The organism is Serratia quinivorans, assembly GCF_052113645.1.
Lineage (GTDB): Bacteria > Pseudomonadota > Gammaproteobacteria > Enterobacterales > Enterobacteriaceae > Serratia > Serratia quinivorans_B.
The window spans coordinates 1-20,228 of sequence record NZ_JBIEIU010000006.1 but is presented as its reverse complement, the minus strand read 5'-3'; the positions used below and the strand labels follow the sequence as shown (position 1 = coordinate 20,228).

Below are 20,228 nucleotides of genomic sequence, written 5' to 3'. Positions count from 1 at the left end.
AGCAATCTCCATAAATCCAAAAGTTAATCGGCGCTGCTACCCAGCATCCGTTTCAAAGTAACATCACGATCAACGAAGTGATGTTTAAGCGCAGCCAGCCCGTGCAGTACTGAAAGCACCACGACGACCCAGGCCAGGTAAAGGTGAATAGTGCCGGCCGTGTCGGCCTGTTCCGCCATGCCGGTGACGGTAGCGGGAATATCGAACCAGCCAAAAACGCTGATCGGCTGACCGTCGGCGGTGGAAATCAGGTAGCCGCTGATCAGGATGCTGAACAGCACAACATACAGTGCCAGATGAGCCAGGATCGCACTCACGCGGGTAAACCGGCCGTAACTGGCCAGCGGTTTGGGGGGCGGCGACACGAAACGCCAGATCACGCGGACCACCATGACGATAAACAACAGCGTGCCGATACTTTTATGAATTTCCGGCGCCTGGTGATACCAGACATCGTAATAGCCCAGCGTGACCATCCATAGGCCCAGGGCGAACATGCCGTACACCGTCAGCGCAACCAGCCAGTGGATCAACACTGAAATATGACCAAAGCGGTTGGCGGTATTTTTCCAAAGCATGGTGTTTCCTTACTTTCCACATTTTCTGGCAGCAATAATTAAACTTTAAGAAACATAAAATCAATAATAAATTTAACTATGTTACTTCTTTAAAATATTAATCAGTGAATTTGGCTGAGATAGCGTCAAGTTAATCAGTGGAATCGTTGAAGAGAATACTTTCTCCAGTGTGCCGATTTTTTGTTATTAATTGAAAAATAATGGTTTTATTTATTACTGTCAGCTTTTGTCATTTTACGTAAATATCACGATTGGTTTGTCGAATAAACCGCTAGTCAAGGTTGTCGATTATTTCCAGGCAATGTTTGGCAAAAGGGCGTTTTTATCCGTGCAGTAATACCTGTGTGGCGTGACAACAGAGTTTGCTAACATAAGGCGCATTGGATGGCCCGTGGGGCCAGCGCTATTAATGCAAAGGAAATGTCATGGGCCGAACCCTGTTGACCGATCGTAGCCTGCGCCTGGCTATCATGCTGGCGATGTTGGTCATTATTCTTGCCGGCGTCAAGGCGGCGGCGGATGTCGTGGTGCCATTCTTGCTGGCGGTGTTTCTCGCCATGGTACTGAATCCGCTGGTAGCGCAGTTAGAGCGCTGGCGGATACCGCGCGTGCTGGGCGTAACCTTGCTGGTGGTGGCCGTAGTGGTGGCGATGGTGCTGTTTATCGGCATATTGGGCGCATCGCTGAACGAGTTTGCCCGGTCGCTGCCGCAGTACCGTGGCATGATGATGGAAAAACTGAACGAACTGCAGCACTACGCCGATCGCTTCAACATCACCATTTCTACCGAGGCGATGTTGCAATATGTCGATCCCAGTTCGGCAATGAACATGATCACCCGGCTGTTGAGCCGCTTATCCGGTGCCATGACCAACATCTTCCTGTTGCTGATGACCGTGGTATTTATGCTGTTCGAAGTGCAACTGTTGCCTTACAAACTGCAGCAGGCATTGGATAAACCCAGCGAAGGCATTGCCAACATTCAGCGTGCGTTGGACGGCGTCACGCGTTACCTGGTGATCAAAACGGCGATCAGTCTGGCGACCGGCGTCATTGTCTGGGGATTTCTGGCAGCGGTCGATGTGCGCTTCGCGTTTATCTGGGGGCTGCTGGCGTTTTTGCTGAATTATATTCCCAATATCGGCTCGGTGATCGCCGCAGTTCCTCCGCTGATCCAGGCCTTGCTGTTTAACGGCTTTGGGGATGCGCTGGTGGTGGCTGCGGGCTTTATCGCTATCAATCTGGTGATTGGCAACATGCTGGAGCCGCGCGTCATGGGCCGTGGACTGGGGCTGTCGACGCTGGTGGTGTTCCTGTCGTTGATCTTCTGGGGCTGGCTGATGGGGCCGGTGGGGATGTTGCTGTCGGTACCGCTGACCATTATTACCCGCATCGCGCTGGAGACCACCGAAGGAGGGCATAAATTGGCGGTTATCCTCGGCGATGGGCAGCCGGGCAAGCAGGTCACGCCGGAGTAAAGAAGATCTTTCCCTGGGTCTGGCTGTCAGCTGCGTGTTGTAGTGCCAGTCGATAGTGCCGTAACGGATAGATGGCCGCTGGAGGCCGCAACTCCAGTTGGCCACGTCTCACCAGATGGAAAAGCTGTTGAAACGCCGCCTGCCATTGAACCGGCGTTGCCTGAGCATTCCATTTCCGCAGGTGAAACAGGGAGGTGCGAAGTCGCAGTTGATGAGTAATATACTGCCAATCAACCTGTTGATTGCCGAGCAACCCCAGAGCGACAAAGTCACCGGTCGTGCTGACCGAACGCGCCAGATGCACACCGTCCTCGCCGCCGACGCAGTCAATCGCCGCCCGGGCGGTATGCCCCGTGAGCTGTTGCAGCCGGTATTGTTGCAGTAATTCCCCCTCCAGAACCCGCCAGGCACCGGCATTCAGCAGCGCCTGGCGATGGGCCGCATTACGTACCACCACGACCAGCCGGATACCGCGCAGCGCCGCCAGTTGGCAAAACAGCAGGCTAATCGCCGAACCGCCACCGTTAATCAACAAAATATCGCCAGCTTTTAGCGGTAGCCATTGTGTCAGCAAGACCCAACAGGTGAGCGGGTTGATGTAGATCTGCGCCGCACTGGCATCGTCAATATCGTCCGGCACCCAAATGACCCTGTCTTGCTCGAGCGTGACGAAAGTTTGCCAGCTTCCATCACCCGTTATTGTCAGCGCGCGTTTGTCGGTGGGCTGACCGTGGGGGTCGACAGAGACACCTACGCCTTCGTAACCCGGAACCTGAGGCAAGGCGATACGATGCGCATACTGACCGTGGATCGGGATCAAGTCGGAGGGATTTATCGGTGCATAGCGCATCCGCAGTAGCAGCTGATTGGGTTGCAGCATGGGGATCCCGCTATCTTCCAGGGAAATTACCTGTTCCGGCGAGCCGAAACGGCTAAAGCGCAAGCGGGGGAAATTCTGCGGCATGGGTTAGGGCATGAAGAAGAAATAGACATCCAGCGCTAGCAATACCAGCCACAGGCAGAGATACAGCACCAGATGTTCGCGCACGTTGTTGACGATCGCCGACAGTATTTTGTTTAGCATTCTCAGCAGCCAAAAGGTAAGGACTGGCAGATTATAGTATTTTTGCGGTCAGCGTTAATACTGCCGAGAAGGCAAAGCGTGGCACCGTGGCGAATCTTTGGTCGAAATCAGCCTGCTTTGACGCAGGCTCAGATTATTGACAAAGGGGGATAAAAGCGTGGTTTTTCCCCCTTTGAGTTATCAGCCGAAAATCAATAAATTGATTTTCCTGATTTATTTTCAAAACCTTTAGCGCCTGCCGCCAAACATTATATGTTTGTCAGCAGTCTCAACCTGCTTTGACGCAGGCTTGCTTACACCGCCATCAGAGAGGGGGACATTGAACTGACGGGAACGCTCGGCGGATAAAAATGGCGCAGCACGTTATACAGCGAATAAAATTCCAGCCGGTTGCGAGCGTTGATTTTTTCGGTGATGTGGCGTTTGTGAACATAGACGGTATGCGAACTGATGTGCAGCTTTTTGGCGATGCGGTAGTTAGGCATCTCCGCCATCCAGTGTTTCATGACGGTCAGCTCCTGCGGGCTGAAAAGCGAATGTTCTACGCTGCAATCCATCAGAGAGACCGGTTTTTCCTGCATCATGCGCAGGGTCACGGGCAAAGTGGCTTTGTTGAACAGGAAGGCGTGGTCGGCGATGCGCATTGGCGTTTCGCTGTAAGGGTATGGCGTATCCAGATAAATAAACAATAGTGCCGATGGAGTGGCCTCGATGAAGGCCTGTAATTGGGCATCATCTTCACTGTAGCGGCAATGTTTGGTCAGGTTGACCAGGATGTGGCTTGGGCGGTAGTGATCCAGCAGGGGCGTTGCTTGTTCCAGGCTGTGGCAACATTTTACCTGGGTGAAAACATTGTCCGTAAAATAGTTATCGATACCGACCCGGGTGAAGCAGCATTCGTCCACGACAAGCAGTTTCATGGTGACGTCCTTGTTGATCGAAAAAGTACCAGGGGCATATCAGCTGTAAAATAGAACTTACACCACGGGGGATCAATTCGGAAATCCGGATACTTGCGCCAGAAATTTCCGTTGGAATATTATTCCCAATATATTTCAAATTGATACGAAGGTTTCGGATTGTAACTGCAGGGCGTAACCGCTCCCATGCGCGTTGATGGGAGCGGTTATGTCAATGGAGGAGGGTTATTTAAAGCGCTTGAGCGTAAAGGGAGAGATATCCACCGGTAAGGTTTTACCCTCAGCAAACAGGGCGGCAATCTCGCCTAACACACTGGCAAACTTGAAACCATGGCCGCTCAGGCCGCTGATGACCATTAAGCGATCGCAGTCAGGCAGGGTATCGATAATGAAATCCTCATCTGGACTCATATCATAACTGCATGCTTCACCGTGTAAACATACCCCTACACCTGGCAAAAATTGGCGCAGGAAGTGGAACACTTCGGTTCCGTCACTGGCGAAACTGCCGAAAGGTTTGCGTTGCTCCGGCGTGTCCATTGGTTGGCCGCCATCGTGCTTGCCTATTTTCAGCCCGTCGTTGTCGGCAGGGAAGCCGTAATAATGGCTCCCGTCCTGTGCTTCGACGGTAAACGCCGGGAAACGGTTGTTGATACTGTAGCGGCCATCTGCCTGATGCCAGGAAAACACTTTGCGCAGTGGCTCGATGGGCAATTGTGGTAACAGAGCCTTGACCCAGGTGCCGGTGGTGACTACGGCCTTACTTCCTTGAAAGCGGCCTTCAGGAGTGACCACTTCGACACCGCCTTCGATGGGGTTCACCTCAGTGACCGGGCAATTAAACAACTGGCTGCAACCGGCCTCTTTGGCAAGTTTGATCAGGCTGGCGACGGCCTGTTCCGACCGCAGGAATCCGGCGTCAGGTTCAAACACGCCGATGTAGCCTTCCGGCGCATTGAATTCCGGCCACCGCTGGTTAATCTGTTCTGCGCTCAGGTTTTGCGTATTAAGACGGAATTTCTCCGCGCTGTTCTGGGCATTACGGATAAACTCAGACTGCGCCGGCCCCATATTCAGCACGCCGCAATCCTGAAAAAGCTCTTCGCCGGTTTGTTTTATCAGCGCATTCCATAAGGCCTGTGCACGGAGGATCAGCGGGACATACTTTTCGCCTTCGCCATAAGCATGGCGAATGATGCGAGTATCACCGTGGTGACTGCCGTTACGGTGTGGGGGTATGGCGCTGTCTATCATTAACACTTTCAAGCCGGCCCGAGTCGCATAGTAACCTGCCGCCGCGCCTACCGAACCGCTGCCCACAACAATCAAGTCATATTCCACGTGCCATAACCTCTCTGTTATACGTTTCTTCTTTCGTTATGATAAAAGGTTGAGCGCTGCAATGCACCCGTTGCGCGGCCTGCAGGCAAAGAAAAAGGCGCCAGAGATAATCGCCGGCGCCTTAGGTATTGTGGGGCAGTGAATTAGTGTTTTCTACGATCAAGGTCCTGGTAATCCGTTGCTTCAATCTTGGCGATGCCAGCTTCTAAGATATTGATTAATTGACGTGCGACATCTGTGGTTAGCCAAAGCGTTCTGTCTACTTGGGCGTCTTCGGGTGTCTGGTCTAGTGAAGACAGGTAATGAAGGCGTATCATCATGGCGTCATAAACGTCGACAGTACTGATATCCCAACCAACAAGCGGGTGCGTCTGAATTACTTCATCATTTCTGTCCATAAAGACCCCTTATTGAGTAGTAACTACCGTGAGTGACTAACGAGGATCAATGCGGCTCATCATCATGTGAGCAATTACAGTATACGCATCTGGTTTCAGTGGTGGAGCTTTTCGCCCCTTTTTTTGTAAAATAAATATTTATTTGGACGATTATTCTGCAGTGCGACTGGTGAATGCCTACCCGGCGGGAATTTCGCCGTCATTCCACTTCAGAAGCGGGCGGGGCCGCGTGTAGCCGTTTTTCCAGCTCGGCGGCCAGATGAGCAAAGTGTTGTTGCGTTTCGGCATCACGGTTTTGATTTTGCGATTCCAGCTTCAGGCTATGAATCAATAATTGATTGGCTTTGTTATCCAAACCAAAGGCCAGATAGGAAAATGCCACTTCCAGTACGCTCAGACGCCGTTTTTGATCGGCAATCAGCGCCAGCAGTTCGCCAAAGGTCATCGCTTCTTCGGTTTTAACCTTGTCCGGGGCCATGTCAAAGATCTCCTGTTAAAGCATTCAGTACAGACCAGATAAGGCTTTTCTTCCAGCAGAAAATAAAACCGCGGGATGCCGGGCTTCAAATACAAAAAAGCCGGAGAGCGACCCCCGGCAAAAACTACATTGCAGTATTATTCTGCGCTAAACCAATCGTCGGCACTTTCCCAGGTTTCCTGGAGGATCTCCTCGATCAGGTCTTTATCTGTTTTTAGGCCGCCCAGTACCGAAAGCCCGTTGGAGCTGGCATAACGCACCTGGACCACGGCGTCCGGAAATTGGCGGTTTACCCGCTTACCCAGCTCGCCGGTCAGGGCTTCAATGGCGCCTGCCGGCAGCGGTTTGGTTTTATCTATAGTGACTTCAACACGCATAATTGCCCCCGAAGCGATTTACTGGATATTTATACAGTTAACCGTGCATGGGGGCAATAGGTTGCGTTAAAAAAAGATCATCAGGCTTTCACTGACCAGTTCAAACTCTCTCCGGCCAGGAAGGGCACTACTGTTTCGTTGCCCATGGCGATCTCTTCCGGCTGCGTGGTCGGCACGCGTTGCAGTTCGATGAAGTCGGCATTGACCGGCAAGTCATAGAAGCGTGGACCGTTCAATGAGCAGAAGGCTTCCAGGTGTTCCAGCGCACCTAACTCTTCGAACACGCTGGCATAGGCCGGTATAGCGTTAGGCGCGTTGAATACGCCCGCGCAGCCACAGCTGGACTCCTTGCGGTGCTTGGCGTGAGGTGCGGAGTCGGTACCGAGGAAGAAACGGTCTGAACCGCTGGCAACGGCTTTGCGCAGCGCTTCCTGGTGAATGTTGCGTTTGAGGATCGGCAGACAGAACAAGTGCGGACGGATACCGCCAACCAGCATGTGGTTACGGTTAAACATCAGGTGCTGCGGGGTGATGGTCGCGCCAAGGAATCGATTGCCTTCTTGCACGTACTGCGCCGCCTCTTTGGTGGTGATGTGCTCGAAGACGATTTTCAGCTGTGGGAACTGGCGGCGAATCGGCTCCATAACCTGATCAATAAAGCGTGCTTCGCGATCGAAAATATCGACGGTGGCATCGGTCACTTCACCGTGGATCAGCAACGGCATGCCAATTTTTTGCATTTGCTCGAACAGCGGGTAAATTGCCTTCACATCGCTGACGCCATGACTGGAGTTGGTTGTGGCATTGGCAGGGTAGAGTTTGGCGGCGGTGAAAACGCCTTGCTCGAATCCATTAACCAGTTCGGCGGCGGCCAGCGAATTGGTCAGGTAGCAGGTCATCAACGGGGTGAAGTTGTGCCCCTGAGGAACGGCCGCCAGAATACGGTCGCGATAAGCACGAGCGGCTTCTACGGTGGTAATTGGCGGAGCCAGGTTTGGCATCACAATCGCCCGGCCGAATACCTGACTGGTATAGGGCAAAACCGTTTTCAGCATGTCATCGTCACGCAGATGGATGTGCCAGTCGTCAGGGCGGCGGATTTTCAGGGCTTGGGGTTGTGCGGTCATGTTGCAAGGCTCCGGCGGTTAGATACGGGTCTAAATAAAAGCGAATAATGGGGCTTATTCACGCCGGGGTACAAGGATAAGCGGAAAGCGCTTGCGATGCATCTGTTTGTTCACGGCAAGTTGAAATCAATTGGTTATCGGGTGCATAGTGACAGGGATTCTAATGATCCCCGAGTCATAACTGTCGGGTTATCAACGTTAATCATGTTGGAATGGGAGAGAAAAATGGAAGTGCGTGTTATTGCCACCCTGCAGGCGAAACCTGAATTTGTGTCCGCTGTTAGCGACGCGGTGCATGAGATTATCGATCCAAGCCGTCAGGAACTGGGCAACCTGCAATATGATCTGCATCGCGATCTCGAGCAGCCGGGCACCTTCGTGTTCTTTGAGCGCTGGGCAAGCGCAGAGGCGCTGGAGAAACACAATGCCACCGAGCATTTTAAGCGGTTTGTCGCCAGCATCGACGGTAAGCTGGATTTGCTGGATATCAAACAGTTGAAGAAAATTGCCTGAGTGTATTTTCAGCAATAAAAAACCCGCCTGATGGCGGGTTTTTTTATCGAAGCAGATTAACTTATTCGTTAACCGGCTGCGGTTTGGTTGCCGGTGCGGTGGCTTGATTCACCGCCGCATGGCCACCGGCTGAGCCTTTACCTTCGAAGCCGAAGGAAGGACGCTGCCAATCACTGTGCTGCTGCTGTTCCGGCACATAGTCCGGTGCAGGAGCCTTGGTCATTGGCGCCGTAGCAATATGCTTGTACAGCACATCAGCCTGAACCGGTGCGGGTTGCTGCTGCACAACCGGAGCGGGTTCTTCAACAACGGCCGGAGCAACAACTTCCTGAACGGGTGTAGTTTCAACAACCGGTTCAGCAGGCGCAGGGGCCGACTCGGTGACAGTGGCTACCACGGCTGCAGTTTCTTCCACCACCGGCGTTGCTTCAACCACTGGGGTTTCCTCAACCACAGGGGCAGTTTCAACGGCAGGGGTTTCTTCAACTACCGCTGCAGCTTCAACTACCGCAGTTTCTTCAACGGCGGAGGTTTCTGCCACTGGCGCTGCCGGAGTTTCTTCAGCCTGTGCCGTGATGATTGGCTCAGCGGTTTCTACAACCGGTTGGGCTTCTTCCGCTGCTGCTGTCACAACTTCCGGCTCGTTCACCGGTGCGATAGCTTGATCAGCGACCTCGGCGATGACCGGCGCAGCCACACTGACGGCTTCTGGGGTCATGACGTTGTCGGCAGCGATCTCGGTAGCTTCAGCCTGAACTTCTGCTTCTTCAACCACTTGCGCAGTTTGTGTGACAGGGTAACTCACCCAGACCTTGCCCGATGCCATTTCCGGAGAGGCGAAAGCCCCCGCCAGCGGCATTGGTGACTCAGTAGGGTAACGCTCGTCACGGTAACGGCGACGACGCTGACCGCTAACACGCAGGTGACGCGGAGAACGGCGTGAGCGGCGTGGCATGCCATTTTCGCCATTAGCGCGGTTGTCACCCTGGGCCTCGCCATCGGCCTGCGCTTCAAGGGTTTCCGGCAGCAGTTTAACGCTGTCTTCCGCCTGGGCAGGTTTTACGTCCTGAGCTCTCGCTACCGGCGCTTTTGGTGCCAGCAGTTCTTCCGCTGCGCGGTGCAGTTCTTCTTCGGCAGACAGGATACGAACCTTCTGCGACAGAGGACGACGTTGACGACGCTGCATGTTCTGCATCTGACGTTCTTCAAGCTCTTCGTCGTTGCCGGTGCTGGTAGCCACTGTTTCTGTGCTTTCCAGTGCGGCCACTTCCTGCTGAGCCTGACGTTTTTCTTCCTGACGACGGCGCTGACGTTCGGCACGCTGGTCACGACGCTGTTGCTGCTCTTCGCGCTGTGCCTTGGCGGCTTCTTCAGACTGCGGCTCATCGGCAACGGTTGCAGTGGCCTGCGGCGCATTGCGACGGTTGCGACGCTGCTCATCACGGACTTCGCGTGTTTCACGGCCTTCGCGGTTGTCGCGAGGTTCGCGGTTTTCACGCGGCTCACGATTATCACGTTCGCGATTGTCACGGCCTTCACCGCGCTCTTTGCGTTCACCACGTTCCGGACGATCGCCACGCTCACCGCGTTCTTTACGACCGGTGCCCTGACGGCGTTGACCGCGACGATCCTGACGACGGTTTTCACCGTGGCTTTCAGACTTAGGCGCTTCAACGACAGGTTTGGCTTCGACGACCGGTTGTTCTTCACTGGCGAACAGCGCTTTCAGACCACCGAACAGACGGCCCAACAGACCCGGCTTGGCCGCGGTAGGTGCAGCTTGTTTGGTCGCGGCAGTCGCAACGGTAGCCTGAGCAACAACGGCTTCTTCCGCCGGTGGCGGTGCATCAGCAGCCAGAGAGAACGAGGCCAGCGCCGGTTGTTCCGGACGCTTGCGCTCCATCGGCGCATCTTCCAGCGGCTGAGCCATCTCTTCTTCGTGCAGTTTCGGCAGCAGGTAGCTCAGGGTTGGCGTTTCTTCACCCTTACGCACGCGCAGCACAGAGTAGTGCGGGGTTTGCATCTGATCGTTCGGCACGATGATCGCTTTCACGCCACCCTGACGTTTCTCGATCGCGCTCACCGATTCACGTTTTTCGTTCAGCAGGTAGGAGGCCACCTGAACCGGCACGATAGCGTGAACTTCTTTGGTATTTTCTTTCAGCGCTTCTTCTTCGATCAAACGAAGGATGGACAGCGCCAGGGATTCGTTATCACGGATGGTGCCAGTGCCGTTACAGCGCGGGCAAACGTGATGGCTGGATTCACCCAGTGATGGGCTGAGGCGCTGACGCGACATCTCAAGCAGACCGAAACGGGAAATGCGGCCGATTTGGATACGCGCGCGGTCTTGACGTACGGCATCACGCAGGCGGTTTTCCACTTCACGCTGATGGCGAACCGGGGTCATATCGATAAAGTCGATAACGATCAGGCCGCCAAGGTCACGCAGGCGCAGCTGGCGAGCGATCTCGTCTGCCGCTTCCAGGTTGGTGTTGAACGCAGTTTCTTCGATATCGCCGCCGCGGGTTGCACGTGCGGAGTTGATGTCGATAGCGGTCAGCGCTTCGGTGGAGTCGATAACGATCGAACCGCCGGAAGGCAGGCGAACTTCACGCTGGAAGGCGGATTCGATTTGAGATTCGATTTGGTAGTGGCTGAACAGAGGAATTTCACCGCTGTACAGTTTAATTTTGCTGCTGAAATCCGGACGGCCCAGGGCAGCGATGTGCTCTTTGGCCAGATCGAGAACTTTTGGATTGTCGATCAGGATTTCGCCGATGTCCGGGCGCAGATAGTCGCGGAACGCACGCACGATGACGTTGCTTTCCTGATGGATCAGGAATGGCGCAGCGCGGCCTTCAGCGGCTTTTTTAATCGCTTCCCAGTGCTTCAGGCGGAAAGAGAGATCCCACTGCAATGCATCGGCAGATTTGCCCACGCCTGCGGTACGGACAATCAGGCCCATGCCATCCGGGAGTTGCAGAGAAGAAAGCGCTTCTTTCAATTCGGTGCGGTCGTCACCTTCGATGCGGCGTGAAATACCACCGGCACGTGGGTTGTTCGGCATCAGAACCAAATAACTGCCGGCCAGGCTGATGAAGGTGGTCAAGGCGGCGCCTTTGTTGCCACGTTCTTCTTTATCAACCTGAACGATCACTTCCTGGCCTTCGCGCAGCACATCTTTGATGTTCGGGCGACCATGGGAGGAGTAGTTACTTGGGAAGTATTCGCGAGCGATTTCTTTAAGAGGGAGGAAACCATGTCGTTCGGCGCCGTAATCTACGAACGCTGCTTCAAGACTTGGTTCTATACGAGTGATTTTACCTTTGTAAATATTCGCTTTTTTCTGTTCATGACCCGGACTTTCAATATCCAAATCATACAGCCGCTGTCCATCTACGAGGGCAACACGCAACTCTTCCTGCTGAGTTGCGTTAATCAACATTCTTTTCATCTTAACTTACTCGTTATTTTTACATTATCGACAAAGCTGCGGGCAAAATAACCTCATGGCCGGATTAAAACCGAAAACCCCGTGTCTTCTCGCAAAGCCGTCAACCTCACGGTTGTCGCCTGCATAGGGGCGCATTATCTCGGTAAGCCTGTATTTCTTTGTGAAAAACAGCACTTTTACTAGGGGAATAGCCTCTGATTTACGTCGACAGATCTGATTCCGTTTGCCGGCCAAGCTGCAACCCGCAGCCCGCTAATTGTTTGATTTCACATTACGTCTTACGCCATTGCTGCGTTTTTGCGCCATCAGACAAATTTTATAATTCCACCGTTTTCCCTGTTTAACGAGAATCAACGTGGAAAGTAAACGCATTATTCCACTGCTGATACTGTTATAGCAAGGTGACTTTTCCTTAACTGCGGAAGAAATCGCAAACGTTCAAACCGGCTTGCTGCCTTATTGTCCGCTGGGGTTTCTCCTACAGTCAGAGAGACAGTTAAGCACAGAAAAAGAAGTGGCGCTATTTACGCGCTCTATTTAGAATCCCGCTCCATGAAAACGAACATTCCTGCAGTACAATTACTCACGATTTCTGATGACGAAGCCGGTCAGCGAATCGACAACTTTCTGCTTGCGCGCCTGAAAGGCGTGCCGAAGAGCATGATTTATCGCATCGTACGCAAAGGCGAGGTACGGGTTAATAAAGGACGCATCAAGGCTGAATATAAGCTGGTGGCCGGTGACGTGGTGCGTGTGCCGCCGGTACGCGTTGCTGAGCGTGAAGAAACGCCGGTTTCCGCCAAGCTGGATAAAGTGGCTGCGCTTGCCGATTGCATTCTGTATGAAGACGACCACCTGCTGCTGCTGAACAAGCCCTCAGGCACGGCGGTGCATGGCGGCAGTGGCCTGAGCTTTGGCGTCATTGAAGCCCTGCGTGCGTTGCGCCCGGAAGCCCGCTTCCTGGAGTTGGTACATCGGTTGGATCGTGACACTTCCGGCGTGCTGCTGGTGGCGAAAAAGCGTTCGGCGCTGCGCTCCTTGCATGAGCAACTGCGGCTGAAAGGCATGCAGAAGGATTATCTGGCGCTGGTCCGCGGCCAATGGCAGTCGCATTGCAAGGCCGTGCAGGCACCGTTGCTGAAAAACATTCTGCAAAGCGGCGAACGCATCGTGCGCGTCAACAGCGAAGGTAAGCCGTCGGAAACCCGTTTCAAGGTGGAAGAGCGCTTTGAACATGCGACGCTGGTCAAGGCCAGCCCGATCACCGGGCGTACTCACCAGATACGCGTTCACGCTTTGCATGCCGGGCATCCTATCGCTTTTGACGATCGCTATGGCGATCGGGAATTCGACCGCCAATTGGCCGGTACCGGGCTCAAACGTTTGTTCTTGCACGCGGCGGCGCTGCGTTTCGAACATCCGGGCACCGGCGAAACCCTGCGTATTGAAGCGCCGATGGACCAGGAATTGCGTCACTGCCTGTTGGTATTGCGCAAACAGTCCAAAGGCCAGTAAAGAGATTTTATGTCAGCGGGTTGATGCCTTCGGCCCGCAGCATTTCCAGCAGCGCGATCAGCGGTAGGCCAATCAACGCATTCGGATCGCGCCCTTCCAGTTTGTCGAACAACGCAATGCCCAAACCTTCACTTTTAAAACTGCCTGCGCAGTTGAGTGGTTGTTCAAGACGCACATAGCGGCTGATTTCAGCCTCGCTCAGCGTACGGAAATGAACATGGAAAGGCTCGCAAAGCGCCTGCAGGTGGTTGCTGCGGCTGTTGTATAACGCCAGCCCGGTATAAAAAGTCACCCTTTGGCCGCTGGCCTGGCGCAACTGCGCGCAGGCGTTGACTTCGGTGTGCGGTTTCCCGGTTATTTTACCGTCGATCACACAGACCTGGTCAGAGCCGATAATCACATGATCGGGGTAGGCGGTGGCCAATGCCTGGGCTTTTGCTGCTGCCAGCCGTAATACCAGCGCTTCAGCGTTTTCCCCGGCCAGCGGGGTTTCATCGACCTGCGGCGCGTCGCAGATAAAGGGCAGATGCAGTTTTTCCAACAGCATCTTGCGGTAGGTCGAGGTGGAGGCGAGGAGGAGTCTCTGCATAATTTTTTTCGTAAACCATAGCGTAAATAGAGAGGGCATTTTAAACTGTCCGCCGCTGAGGAAGCGAATATTGGTGAAAGGTGCCGTTTTACGGCCTTTTTCTTTGACTCTAAGTCGTTACAAAGTTAATATGCGCGCCCTATGCAAAAGGTAAAATTACCCTTGACCATTGATGCGGTACGTACCGCTCAGAAACGTCTGGACTATGTTGGTTCCTATGCGCCTGAGCAGGTTACACGTGTTGCTGCCTCTGTGGTCAGTGTGGACAGTGATGTTGAGGTCTCGTTATCTTTCGATATTGATAACCAGCGCCTCGCGGTGATAACAGGGCATGCGGACGTCCAGGTAATGCTGATGTGCCAACGCTGCGGAGTCCCGTTCGAACACCATGTTCACACAACATATTGTTTTAGCCCGGTCGTCAATGATGAGCAGGCTGAGGCATTACCGGGGGCGTACGAGCCGATCGAAGTCGATGAGTTTGGCGAAGTTGATCTGTTGGCAATGATTGAAGACGAAATTATTCTTTCACTGCCTGTCGTCCCGGTACATGAATCTGAACACTGTGAAGTGTCCGAAGCGGACATGGTCTTTGGCAAACTGCCTCCAGAGGCGGAGAAACCAAACCCATTTGCCGTATTAGCCAGTTTAAAGCGTAAGTAATTAAGGAGTAAGGTCCATGGCCGTACAACAAAATAAACCAACCCGTTCCAAACGTGGCATGCGTCGTTCACACGATGCCCTGACCACCACCACTTTGTCTGTTGATGCGACTTCTGGTGAAACTCATCGTCGTCACCACATCACTGCCGACGGTTTCTACCGCGGTCGCAAGGTTATCGGCTAAGTAGCGGTACCTTGACTCGTCTAACCCTGGCGTTAGATGCAATGGGCGGGGACTTCGGTCCCTGCGTCACAGTGCCTGCTTCATTGCAGGCACTGGCCTCTAATTTACAGCTTCATCTTCTGCTGGTCGGCAATCCCGACACCCTCTCTCCTTTACTTGCCAAAGCCGATCCGGTTCTTCTGGAACGTTTGCAAGTCGTGCCCGCTGAATCAGTGATTGCCGGCGACGCCAAACCCTCACAAGCGATTCGCGCCAGCCGTGGCACTTCCATGCGCATAGCGCTGGAGTTGACCAAAAACGGTGATGCGCAGGGCTGTGTCAGCGCAGGCAATACCGGCGCATTGATGGGCTTGGCGAAAATGCTGATTAAGCCGCTGGACGGTATTGAACGACCGGCGCTGATGACGGTGATCCCGAATCAGCTGGGCGGCAAAACCGTGGTGCTGGATCTTGGCGCCAACGTCGAATGCGACAGTACCATGCTGGTGCAGTTTGCGGTGATGGGCGCGGTGATGGCTGAAGAGGTAGTGGGGATTGCGCAACCACGCGTGGCGCTGCTGAATATTGGTGAAGAAGAAACCAAAGGCCTGGATAATATCCGCGAAGCGGCCGCCGTGCTAAAAAATACTCCGGCAATCAACTATATTGGTTACCTGGAAGGCAACGATCTTCTCACTGGTAAAACCGATGTGATGGTCTGCGACGGCTTTGTGGGTAACGTCACCCTGAAAACCATGGAAGGGGTGGTAAGAGTATTTTTATCGCTGCTGAAATCATCCGGAGACGGTGGCAAGCAGGCGTGGTGGTTAAAATTGTTGGGCCGTTGGTTGCAAAAACGGGTGGTAAAGCGGTTCGGCCACCTGAACCCCGACCAGTATAATGGCGCATGTCTGTTAGGATTGCGCAGCACCGTAATCAAGAGCCACGGCGCTGCGAACCCGCACGCGTTTGCAGTTGCAATCGAACAGGCTGTGCAGGCGGTGCAGCGGCAAGTCCCTGACAGGATTGCTGCGCGCCTTGAAGCTGTATTACCTAAGAGTGACTGATCGTACATGTATACAAAGATTCTCGGTACGGGGAGTTATTTACCCGTACAAGTGCGCACCAACGCTGACCTTGAAAAAATGGTTGATACCTCTGACGAGTGGATCGTCTCTCGCACCGGTATCCGTGAACGCCGCATCGCCGCCGCTGATGAAACCGTGGCGACGATGGGCTTCCATGCTGCTGAAAAAGCGCTGGAAATGGCAGGTGTGGCTAAAGAAGATATCGGGCTGATCGTCGTGGCTACCACCACATCGAGCCACGCATTCCCCAGTTCTGCCTGCCAGGTGCAGCAGATGCTCGGGATTAAGGACTGTGCGGCCTTCGATCTGGCTGCGGCCTGCGCCGGTTTCACTTATGCATTGAGCGTTGCCGATCAGTACGTCAAGAACGGCGCGGTGAAACGTGCATTGGTGATTGGGGCGGACGTGCTGTCTCGCACGCTGGATCCTGAAGATCGCGGCACCATCATTCTGTTCGGTGATGGCGCGGGCGCAGTGCTGTTGGGCGCTTCTGAAGAGCCGGGCATTCTGTCGACCCACCTGCATGCGGACGGCAGCTACGGCGGCCTGTTGACGTTGCCGTTCAAGGATCGTCAGGATCAGGAAAAGCCGGCGTATGTCACCATGGCAGGCAATGAAGTCTTCAAGGTTGCGGTGACCGAATTGGCTCACATCGTTGATGAAACGCTGCAGGCCAACGATCTGGACCGCAGCCAATTGGATTGGCTGGTGCCACACCAGGCCAACCTGCGCATTATCAGCGCAACGGCGAAAAAACTGGGTATGGGGATGGATAAAGTGGTGGTGACGCTCGATCGTCACGGTAACACCTCTGCCGCCTCGGTCCCTGCAGCGCTCGATGAAGCGGTGCGTGATGGGCGGATCCAACGCGGCCAACTGGTGCTGCTGGAAGCCTTTGGCGGCGGCTTTACCTGGGGCTCGGCGCTGGTTCGTTTCTGATTAACAGGAAGAAAAAATGACGCAATTTGCTTTTGTTTTTCCAGGCCAGGGGTCACAGACCTTGGGCATGCTGGCCGATTTGGCCACGCAATATCCGATCGTTGAAACTACTTTCAGCGAAGCTTCTTCCGCTCTGGGTTACGACCTGTGGCAACTGGTGCAGCAAGGACCGGCGGAAGAACTGAACAAAACCTGGCAGACGCAGCCGGCATTGCTGGCCGCGTCAGTCGCGATTTTCCGCGTTTGGCAGCAGCAGGGCGGTAAAATGCCTGCCATCATGGCCGGCCATAGCCTGGGTGAATACTCGGCGTTGGTGTGTGCGGGCGTGCTGGATTTCCAGGCGGCAATCCGTCTGGTTGAGCTGCGCGGCAAACTGATGCAGGAAGCGGTGCCGGAAGGCACTGGCGCCATGTCCGCCATCATCGGTCTGGACAATGCCGCTATCGCCAAGGCATGTGAAGAGTCTGCCCAAGGGCAGGTTGTTTCTCCGGTGAACTTCAATTCCCCGGGCCAGGTGGTGATCGCCGGCAATAAAGAAGCGGTTGAACGTGCAGGCGCGGCCTGTAAAGCCGCAGGCGCCAAGCGCGCGCTGCCGTTGCCGGTGAGCGTGCCTTCGCACTGCGCACTGATGAAACCGGCTGCAGACAAACTGGCCGTGGCGTTGCAGGACATCACCTTCAGCGCACCGCAGGTGCCGGTGGTGAATAACGTCGACGTGCGTACCGAAACCGACCCTGAAGCGATCCGCAGCGCTCTGGTGCGTCAGTTGTACAGCCCGGTACGTTGGACCGAGAGCGTTGAATTTATGGCAGCACAGGGCGTTACGTCGCTGCTAGAGGTTGGTCCGGGTAAGGTTCTGACCGGCCTGACTAAACGTATTGTTGATACCCTGACGGCGGCGGCGGTAAATGACGCAGCCAGCCTGAAAGCGGCGCTTGAACAATAAAGAGGAAAACAATGAGCTTCGAAGGTAAAGTTGTTCTGGTCACCGGCGCGAGCCGGGGTATTGGCCGGGCTATTGCAGAAACGTTTGTGGCACGCGGCGCTAAAGTGATCGGCACCGCCACCAGTGAAAGCGGCGCTGAAGCTATCAGCAGCTACCTGGGTGCGAACGGCAAAGGGTTTGCGTTGAACGTGGTCGATGCTCAATCTATCGACAGCGTTCTGGCATCTATTCGTGCTGAATTTGGCGAAATCGACATTTTAGTGAATAATGCCGGTATTACGCGTGATAACCTCCTGATGCGTATGAAGGACGACGAGTGGCAGGATATCCTGAACACCAATCTGACTTCTGTATTCCGTCTGTCAAAAGCGGTAATGCGAGCTATGATGAAAAAGCGGTTTGGCCGGATCATCACCATCGGTTCCGTTGTCGGCACCATGGGGAACGCAGGGCAGGCTAATTACGCGGCGGCTAAAGCCGGTCTGATTGGCTTTAGTAAGTCTTTGGCACGTGAAGTCGCTTCACGTGGCATTACGGTCAACGTCGTGGCACCTGGCTTTATTGAGACGGACATGACACGGGCGTTGACAGATGATCAACGTGCAGGCATTTTGTCATCAGTTCCAGCCAATCGGCTGGGGGATGCTAAAGAAATCGCCAGCGCTGTTGCATTTTTAGCCTCTGATGAGGCTGGCTACATCACCGGTGAAACGTTACATGTCAATGGCGGCATGTACATGATTTAAAAAATGCGAAAACTATTTGCGTTATTTGGGGTAAAAACCGCAAAATAGCGTAAAATCGTGGTTTGACCAGCCGGGATTTAGTTGCATCTTTTTCAACATTTTATACACTACGAAAACCATCGCGAAAGCGAGTTTTGATAGGAAATTTAAGAGTATGAGCACTATCGAAGAACGCGTTAAGAAAATCATTGTTGAGCAGTTGGGTGTTAAACAGGAAGAAGTTTTAAATAACGCTTCTTTCGTTGAAGATCTGGGTGCTGATTCTCTTGACACCGTTGAGCTGGTAATGGCTCTGGAAGAAGAGTTCGACACCGAGATTCCAGACGAAGAAGCTGAGAAAATCACTACTGTTCAGGCAGCTATTGATTTCATCAACGCCAGCCAGCAGTAAGAGAACATATCTAGGCGGTCACTCGACCGCCTAAGTTTTTTCTATCCCTAGTGTCATATTTTTCCCTCCTTGGAGGACAAACGTGTCTAAGCGTCGAGTAGTTGTGACCGGACTGGGCATGTTGTCTCCTGTCGGCAATACGGTAGAGTCCACATGGAACGCTCTTCTTGCCGGTCAGAGTGGCATCAGCCTGATCGACCATTTCGATACCACTGCCTATGCGACCAAGTTTGCTGGCCTGGTAAAGAATTTTAATTCAGAAGATTTCATCTCCCGCAAAGATGCGCGCAAGATGGATGCCTTCATCCAGTACGGTATCGCTGCCGGCATGCAAGCTATGCAGGACGCACAACTGGATATCACCGAGGCTAACGCCAGCCGCATTGGTGCCGCTATCGGCTCCGGTATTGGCGGCCTGGGTTTGATTGAAGAGAACCACAGTTCACTGGTTAATGGTGGCCCACGGAAAATCAGTCCGTTCTTTGTGCCGTCAACCATCGTTAACATGATTGCAGGCCACCTGACTATCATGTACGGCATGCGTGGCCCGAGCATCTCGATCGCCACCGCCTGTACCTCAGGTGTGCATAACATCGGCCATGCCGCGCGTATCATTGCTTACAATGATGCTGACGTCATGCTGGCCGGTGGGGCAGAGAAAGCCAGTACCCCGTTGGGCGTCGGCGGCTTTGGCGCAGCACGCGCGTTGTCGACCCGCAACGAAGATCCGCAGGCAGCCAGCCGCCCTTGGGACAAAGACCGTGACGGTTTTGTTCTGGGTGACGGTGCCGGCATGATGGTGCTGGAAGAGTACGAGCACGCCAAAAAACGCGGCGCCAAGATTTATGCTGAAGTTGTCGGCTTTGGGATGAGCAGCGATGCTTATCACATGACGTCACCACCGGAAAACGGTGCGGGCGCTGCGCTGGCGATGGAAAATGCGTTGCTTGATGCCGGTGTGACCACGTCACAAATCGGCTATATCAATGCGCATGGCACCTCAACGCCAGCTGGCGACAAAGCTGAAACTCAGGCGGTGAAGTCGGTATTTGGCAGCGATGCGCAGCGCGTGATGGTCAGCTCGACCAAATCGATGACCGGCCACCTGTTAGGTGCAGCAGGCGCGATTGAGTCGATCTTCACCGTTCTGGCATTGCGTGACCAGGCCGTTCCACCAACCATCAATCTGGATAACCCGGATGAAGGTTGCGATCTGGACTTCGTTCCGCACGAAGCACGCCAGGTGAGTGATATGCAGTACACGCTGTGTAACTCCTTTGGTTTCGGCGGCACCAACGGTTCACTGATCTTCCGCAAGGTATAATCCCTCTGCTGGCAGACGGTAAAAAAGCCCGGTTTTTGGACTGACCCCATAAAGTTGGACGGTTCATATTAAGCGGCTTTCAGGGCCTGGGTTCGGTATTCTACCGGACTCAG

22 protein-coding genes are annotated in these 20,228 nt (G+C 53.9%); 11 read left to right on the top strand and 11 right to left on the bottom strand.

The window, feature by feature from the left end:
• Positions 1-23 precede the first annotated feature (23 nt).
• Positions 24-578 carry a cytochrome b gene (locus ACGS9J_RS12710; protein ID WP_012006313.1) on the bottom strand — a complete coding sequence of 185 codons (555 nt, stop codon included), beginning with the start codon at positions 576-578 and terminating at the stop codon, positions 24-26.
• Between the two features lie 425 nt (positions 579-1,003).
• On the opposite strand from ACGS9J_RS12710, the gene ACGS9J_RS12705 reads away from it, so the two are divergent.
• Complete coding sequence (locus tag ACGS9J_RS12705; protein WP_442231264.1) at positions 1,004-2,056, top strand: AI-2E family transporter; 1,053 nt, start codon at positions 1,004-1,006, stop codon at positions 2,054-2,056.
• Here ACGS9J_RS12705 and ACGS9J_RS12700 read toward each other — a convergent pair.
• The 8 genes from ACGS9J_RS12700 to pyrC all read right to left on the bottom strand — a co-directional run bounded on the left by ACGS9J_RS12700 (position 2,043) and on the right by pyrC (position 7,781).
• Positions 2,043-3,020, bottom strand: coding sequence for a zinc-dependent alcohol dehydrogenase family protein (locus ACGS9J_RS12700; RefSeq protein WP_442231263.1), 978 nt, complete (start codon positions 3,018-3,020; stop codon positions 2,043-2,045). The two genes, ACGS9J_RS12705 and ACGS9J_RS12700, sit on opposite strands and share 14 nt — an antisense overlap.
• A 3-nt stretch (positions 3,021-3,023) precedes the next feature.
• Entirely contained in the window at positions 3,024-3,140 is a 117-nt protein-coding gene (locus ACGS9J_RS12695; RefSeq protein WP_135316076.1) for a DUF2770 family protein, read from the bottom strand.
• 293 nt (positions 3,141-3,433) lie between these two features.
• On the bottom strand, positions 3,434-4,060 hold the full coding sequence (locus ACGS9J_RS12690) for a LuxR C-terminal-related transcriptional regulator (protein ID WP_442231262.1): 627 nt from the start codon (positions 4,058-4,060) through the stop codon (positions 3,434-3,436).
• A gap of 225 nt (positions 4,061-4,285) precedes the next feature.
• On the bottom strand, positions 4,286-5,401 hold the full coding sequence (gene solA / locus ACGS9J_RS12685; RefSeq protein WP_442231261.1) for an N-methyl-L-tryptophan oxidase: 1,116 nt from the start codon (positions 5,399-5,401) through the stop codon (positions 4,286-4,288).
• 143 nt (positions 5,402-5,544) lie between these two features.
• The gene (gene bssS / locus ACGS9J_RS12680; protein ID WP_020826326.1) at positions 5,545-5,799 is read right to left on the bottom strand and encodes a biofilm formation regulator BssS; all 255 of its coding nucleotides are present in this window, start codon (positions 5,797-5,799) and stop codon (positions 5,545-5,547) included.
• 199 nt (positions 5,800-5,998) lie between these two features.
• Positions 5,999-6,277: a hypothetical protein gene (locus ACGS9J_RS12675; RefSeq protein ID WP_442231260.1), complete on the bottom strand. Its 279-nt coding sequence runs from the start codon at positions 6,275-6,277 to the stop codon at positions 5,999-6,001.
• Between the two features lie 137 nt (positions 6,278-6,414).
• Positions 6,415-6,654, bottom strand: coding sequence for a DNA damage-inducible protein I (gene dinI / locus ACGS9J_RS12670; RefSeq protein WP_442231259.1), 240 nt, complete (start codon positions 6,652-6,654; stop codon positions 6,415-6,417).
• Between the two features lie 80 nt (positions 6,655-6,734).
• On the bottom strand, positions 6,735-7,781 hold the full coding sequence (gene pyrC / locus ACGS9J_RS12665) for a dihydroorotase (RefSeq protein ID WP_442231258.1): 1,047 nt from the start codon (positions 7,779-7,781) through the stop codon (positions 6,735-6,737).
• A gap of 225 nt (positions 7,782-8,006) precedes the next feature.
• Between pyrC and ACGS9J_RS12660 the strand changes: the two genes are divergently transcribed.
• The gene (locus ACGS9J_RS12660) at positions 8,007-8,294 is read left to right on the top strand and encodes a putative quinol monooxygenase (RefSeq protein ID WP_442231257.1); all 288 of its coding nucleotides are present in this window, start codon (positions 8,007-8,009) and stop codon (positions 8,292-8,294) included.
• A gap of 61 nt (positions 8,295-8,355) precedes the next feature.
• Here the strand turns inward: ACGS9J_RS12660 and rne are convergent, their stop codons facing one another.
• On the bottom strand, positions 8,356-11,751 hold the full coding sequence (gene rne / locus ACGS9J_RS12655) for a ribonuclease E (RefSeq protein WP_442231256.1): 3,396 nt from the start codon (positions 11,749-11,751) through the stop codon (positions 8,356-8,358).
• A 552-nt stretch (positions 11,752-12,303) separates the two neighbouring features.
• Between rne and rluC the strand changes: the two genes are divergently transcribed.
• On the top strand, positions 12,304-13,266 hold the full coding sequence (gene rluC, locus ACGS9J_RS12650; RefSeq protein WP_442231255.1) for a 23S rRNA pseudouridine(955/2504/2580) synthase RluC: 963 nt from the start codon (positions 12,304-12,306) through the stop codon (positions 13,264-13,266).
• 7 nt (positions 13,267-13,273) lie between these two features.
• Here rluC and ACGS9J_RS12645 read toward each other — a convergent pair whose 3' ends face one another.
• Positions 13,274-13,855 (bottom strand): Maf family protein, encoded by a 582-nt coding sequence (locus ACGS9J_RS12645; protein WP_442231254.1) that lies wholly within the window; start codon positions 13,853-13,855, stop codon positions 13,274-13,276.
• Between the two features lie 141 nt (positions 13,856-13,996).
• Between ACGS9J_RS12645 and yceD the strand changes: the two genes are divergently transcribed.
• From yceD to fabF, 8 genes are all read left to right on the top strand, one after another.
• Complete coding sequence (gene yceD / locus ACGS9J_RS12640; protein ID WP_020826334.1) at positions 13,997-14,518, top strand: 23S rRNA accumulation protein YceD; 522 nt, start codon at positions 13,997-13,999, stop codon at positions 14,516-14,518.
• Between the two features lie 16 nt (positions 14,519-14,534).
• Positions 14,535-14,702, top strand: coding sequence for a 50S ribosomal protein L32 (gene rpmF / locus ACGS9J_RS12635; RefSeq protein WP_004943042.1), 168 nt, complete (start codon positions 14,535-14,537; stop codon positions 14,700-14,702).
• An 11-nt stretch (positions 14,703-14,713) separates the two neighbouring features.
• Positions 14,714-15,748 carry a phosphate acyltransferase PlsX gene (plsX, locus tag ACGS9J_RS12630; protein WP_071827011.1) on the top strand — a complete coding sequence of 345 codons (1,035 nt, stop codon included), beginning with the start codon at positions 14,714-14,716 and terminating at the stop codon, positions 15,746-15,748.
• A 6-nt stretch (positions 15,749-15,754) separates the two neighbouring features.
• Complete coding sequence (locus ACGS9J_RS12625; RefSeq protein WP_442231253.1) at positions 15,755-16,708, top strand: beta-ketoacyl-ACP synthase III; 954 nt, start codon at positions 15,755-15,757, stop codon at positions 16,706-16,708.
• Positions 16,709-16,724: 16 nt separating this feature from the next.
• The gene (fabD, locus tag ACGS9J_RS12620; protein WP_442231252.1) at positions 16,725-17,654 is read left to right on the top strand and encodes an ACP S-malonyltransferase; all 930 of its coding nucleotides are present in this window, start codon (positions 16,725-16,727) and stop codon (positions 17,652-17,654) included.
• Positions 17,655-17,665: 11 nt separating this feature from the next.
• A complete protein-coding gene (fabG, locus tag ACGS9J_RS12615) occupies positions 17,666-18,400 on the top strand; it encodes a 3-oxoacyl-ACP reductase FabG (RefSeq protein WP_020826338.1) in 735 nt (244 codons plus the stop codon).
• A gap of 154 nt (positions 18,401-18,554) precedes the next feature.
• Complete coding sequence (gene acpP / locus ACGS9J_RS12610; RefSeq protein ID WP_004719003.1) at positions 18,555-18,791, top strand: acyl carrier protein; 237 nt, start codon at positions 18,555-18,557, stop codon at positions 18,789-18,791.
• A gap of 82 nt (positions 18,792-18,873) precedes the next feature.
• Positions 18,874-20,115 carry a beta-ketoacyl-ACP synthase II gene (fabF, locus tag ACGS9J_RS12605; RefSeq protein ID WP_442231251.1) on the top strand — a complete coding sequence of 414 codons (1,242 nt, stop codon included), beginning with the start codon at positions 18,874-18,876 and terminating at the stop codon, positions 20,113-20,115.
• Positions 20,116-20,228 lie beyond the last annotated feature (113 nt).

What these genes read in the sequence shown, in the direction of transcription:
- ACGS9J_RS12710 (WP_012006313.1), bottom strand. Translation starts at nt 578, where the DNA reads ATGCTTTGGAAAAATACCGCCAACCGCTTTGGTCATATTTCAGTGTTG.
- fabD (WP_442231252.1), top strand. Translation starts at nt 16,725, where the DNA reads ATGACGCAATTTGCTTTTGTTTTTCCAGGCCAGGGGTCACAGACCTTG.
- rpmF (WP_004943042.1), top strand. Translation starts at nt 14,535, where the DNA reads ATGGCCGTACAACAAAATAAACCAACCCGTTCCAAACGTGGCATGCGT.
- ACGS9J_RS12660 (WP_442231257.1), top strand. Translation starts at nt 8,007, where the DNA reads ATGGAAGTGCGTGTTATTGCCACCCTGCAGGCGAAACCTGAATTTGTG.
- fabG (WP_020826338.1), top strand. Translation starts at nt 17,666, where the DNA reads ATGAGCTTCGAAGGTAAAGTTGTTCTGGTCACCGGCGCGAGCCGGGGT.
- ACGS9J_RS12695 (WP_135316076.1), bottom strand. Translation starts at nt 3,140, where the DNA reads ATGCTAAACAAAATACTGTCGGCGATCGTCAACAACGTGCGCGAACAT.
- ACGS9J_RS12675 (WP_442231260.1), bottom strand. Translation starts at nt 6,277, where the DNA reads ATGGCCCCGGACAAGGTTAAAACCGAAGAAGCGATGACCTTTGGCGAA.
- dinI (WP_442231259.1), bottom strand. Translation starts at nt 6,654, where the DNA reads ATGCGTGTTGAAGTCACTATAGATAAAACCAAACCGCTGCCGGCAGGC.
- yceD (WP_020826334.1), top strand. Translation starts at nt 13,997, where the DNA reads ATGCAAAAGGTAAAATTACCCTTGACCATTGATGCGGTACGTACCGCT.
- pyrC (WP_442231258.1), bottom strand. Translation starts at nt 7,781, where the DNA reads ATGACCGCACAACCCCAAGCCCTGAAAATCCGCCGCCCTGACGACTGG.
- ACGS9J_RS12645 (WP_442231254.1), bottom strand. Translation starts at nt 13,855, where the DNA reads ATGCAGAGACTCCTCCTCGCCTCCACCTCGACCTACCGCAAGATGCTG.
- acpP (WP_004719003.1), top strand. Translation starts at nt 18,555, where the DNA reads ATGAGCACTATCGAAGAACGCGTTAAGAAAATCATTGTTGAGCAGTTG.
- ACGS9J_RS12625 (WP_442231253.1), top strand. Translation starts at nt 15,755, where the DNA reads ATGTATACAAAGATTCTCGGTACGGGGAGTTATTTACCCGTACAAGTG.
- ACGS9J_RS12705 (WP_442231264.1), top strand. Translation starts at nt 1,004, where the DNA reads ATGGGCCGAACCCTGTTGACCGATCGTAGCCTGCGCCTGGCTATCATG.
- ACGS9J_RS12690 (WP_442231262.1), bottom strand. Translation starts at nt 4,060, where the DNA reads ATGAAACTGCTTGTCGTGGACGAATGCTGCTTCACCCGGGTCGGTATC.
- rluC (WP_442231255.1), top strand. Translation starts at nt 12,304, where the DNA reads ATGAAAACGAACATTCCTGCAGTACAATTACTCACGATTTCTGATGAC.
- bssS (WP_020826326.1), bottom strand. Translation starts at nt 5,799, where the DNA reads ATGGACAGAAATGATGAAGTAATTCAGACGCACCCGCTTGTTGGTTGG.
- rne (WP_442231256.1), bottom strand. Translation starts at nt 11,751, where the DNA reads ATGAAAAGAATGTTGATTAACGCAACTCAGCAGGAAGAGTTGCGTGTT.
- ACGS9J_RS12700 (WP_442231263.1), bottom strand. Translation starts at nt 3,020, where the DNA reads ATGCCGCAGAATTTCCCCCGCTTGCGCTTTAGCCGTTTCGGCTCGCCG.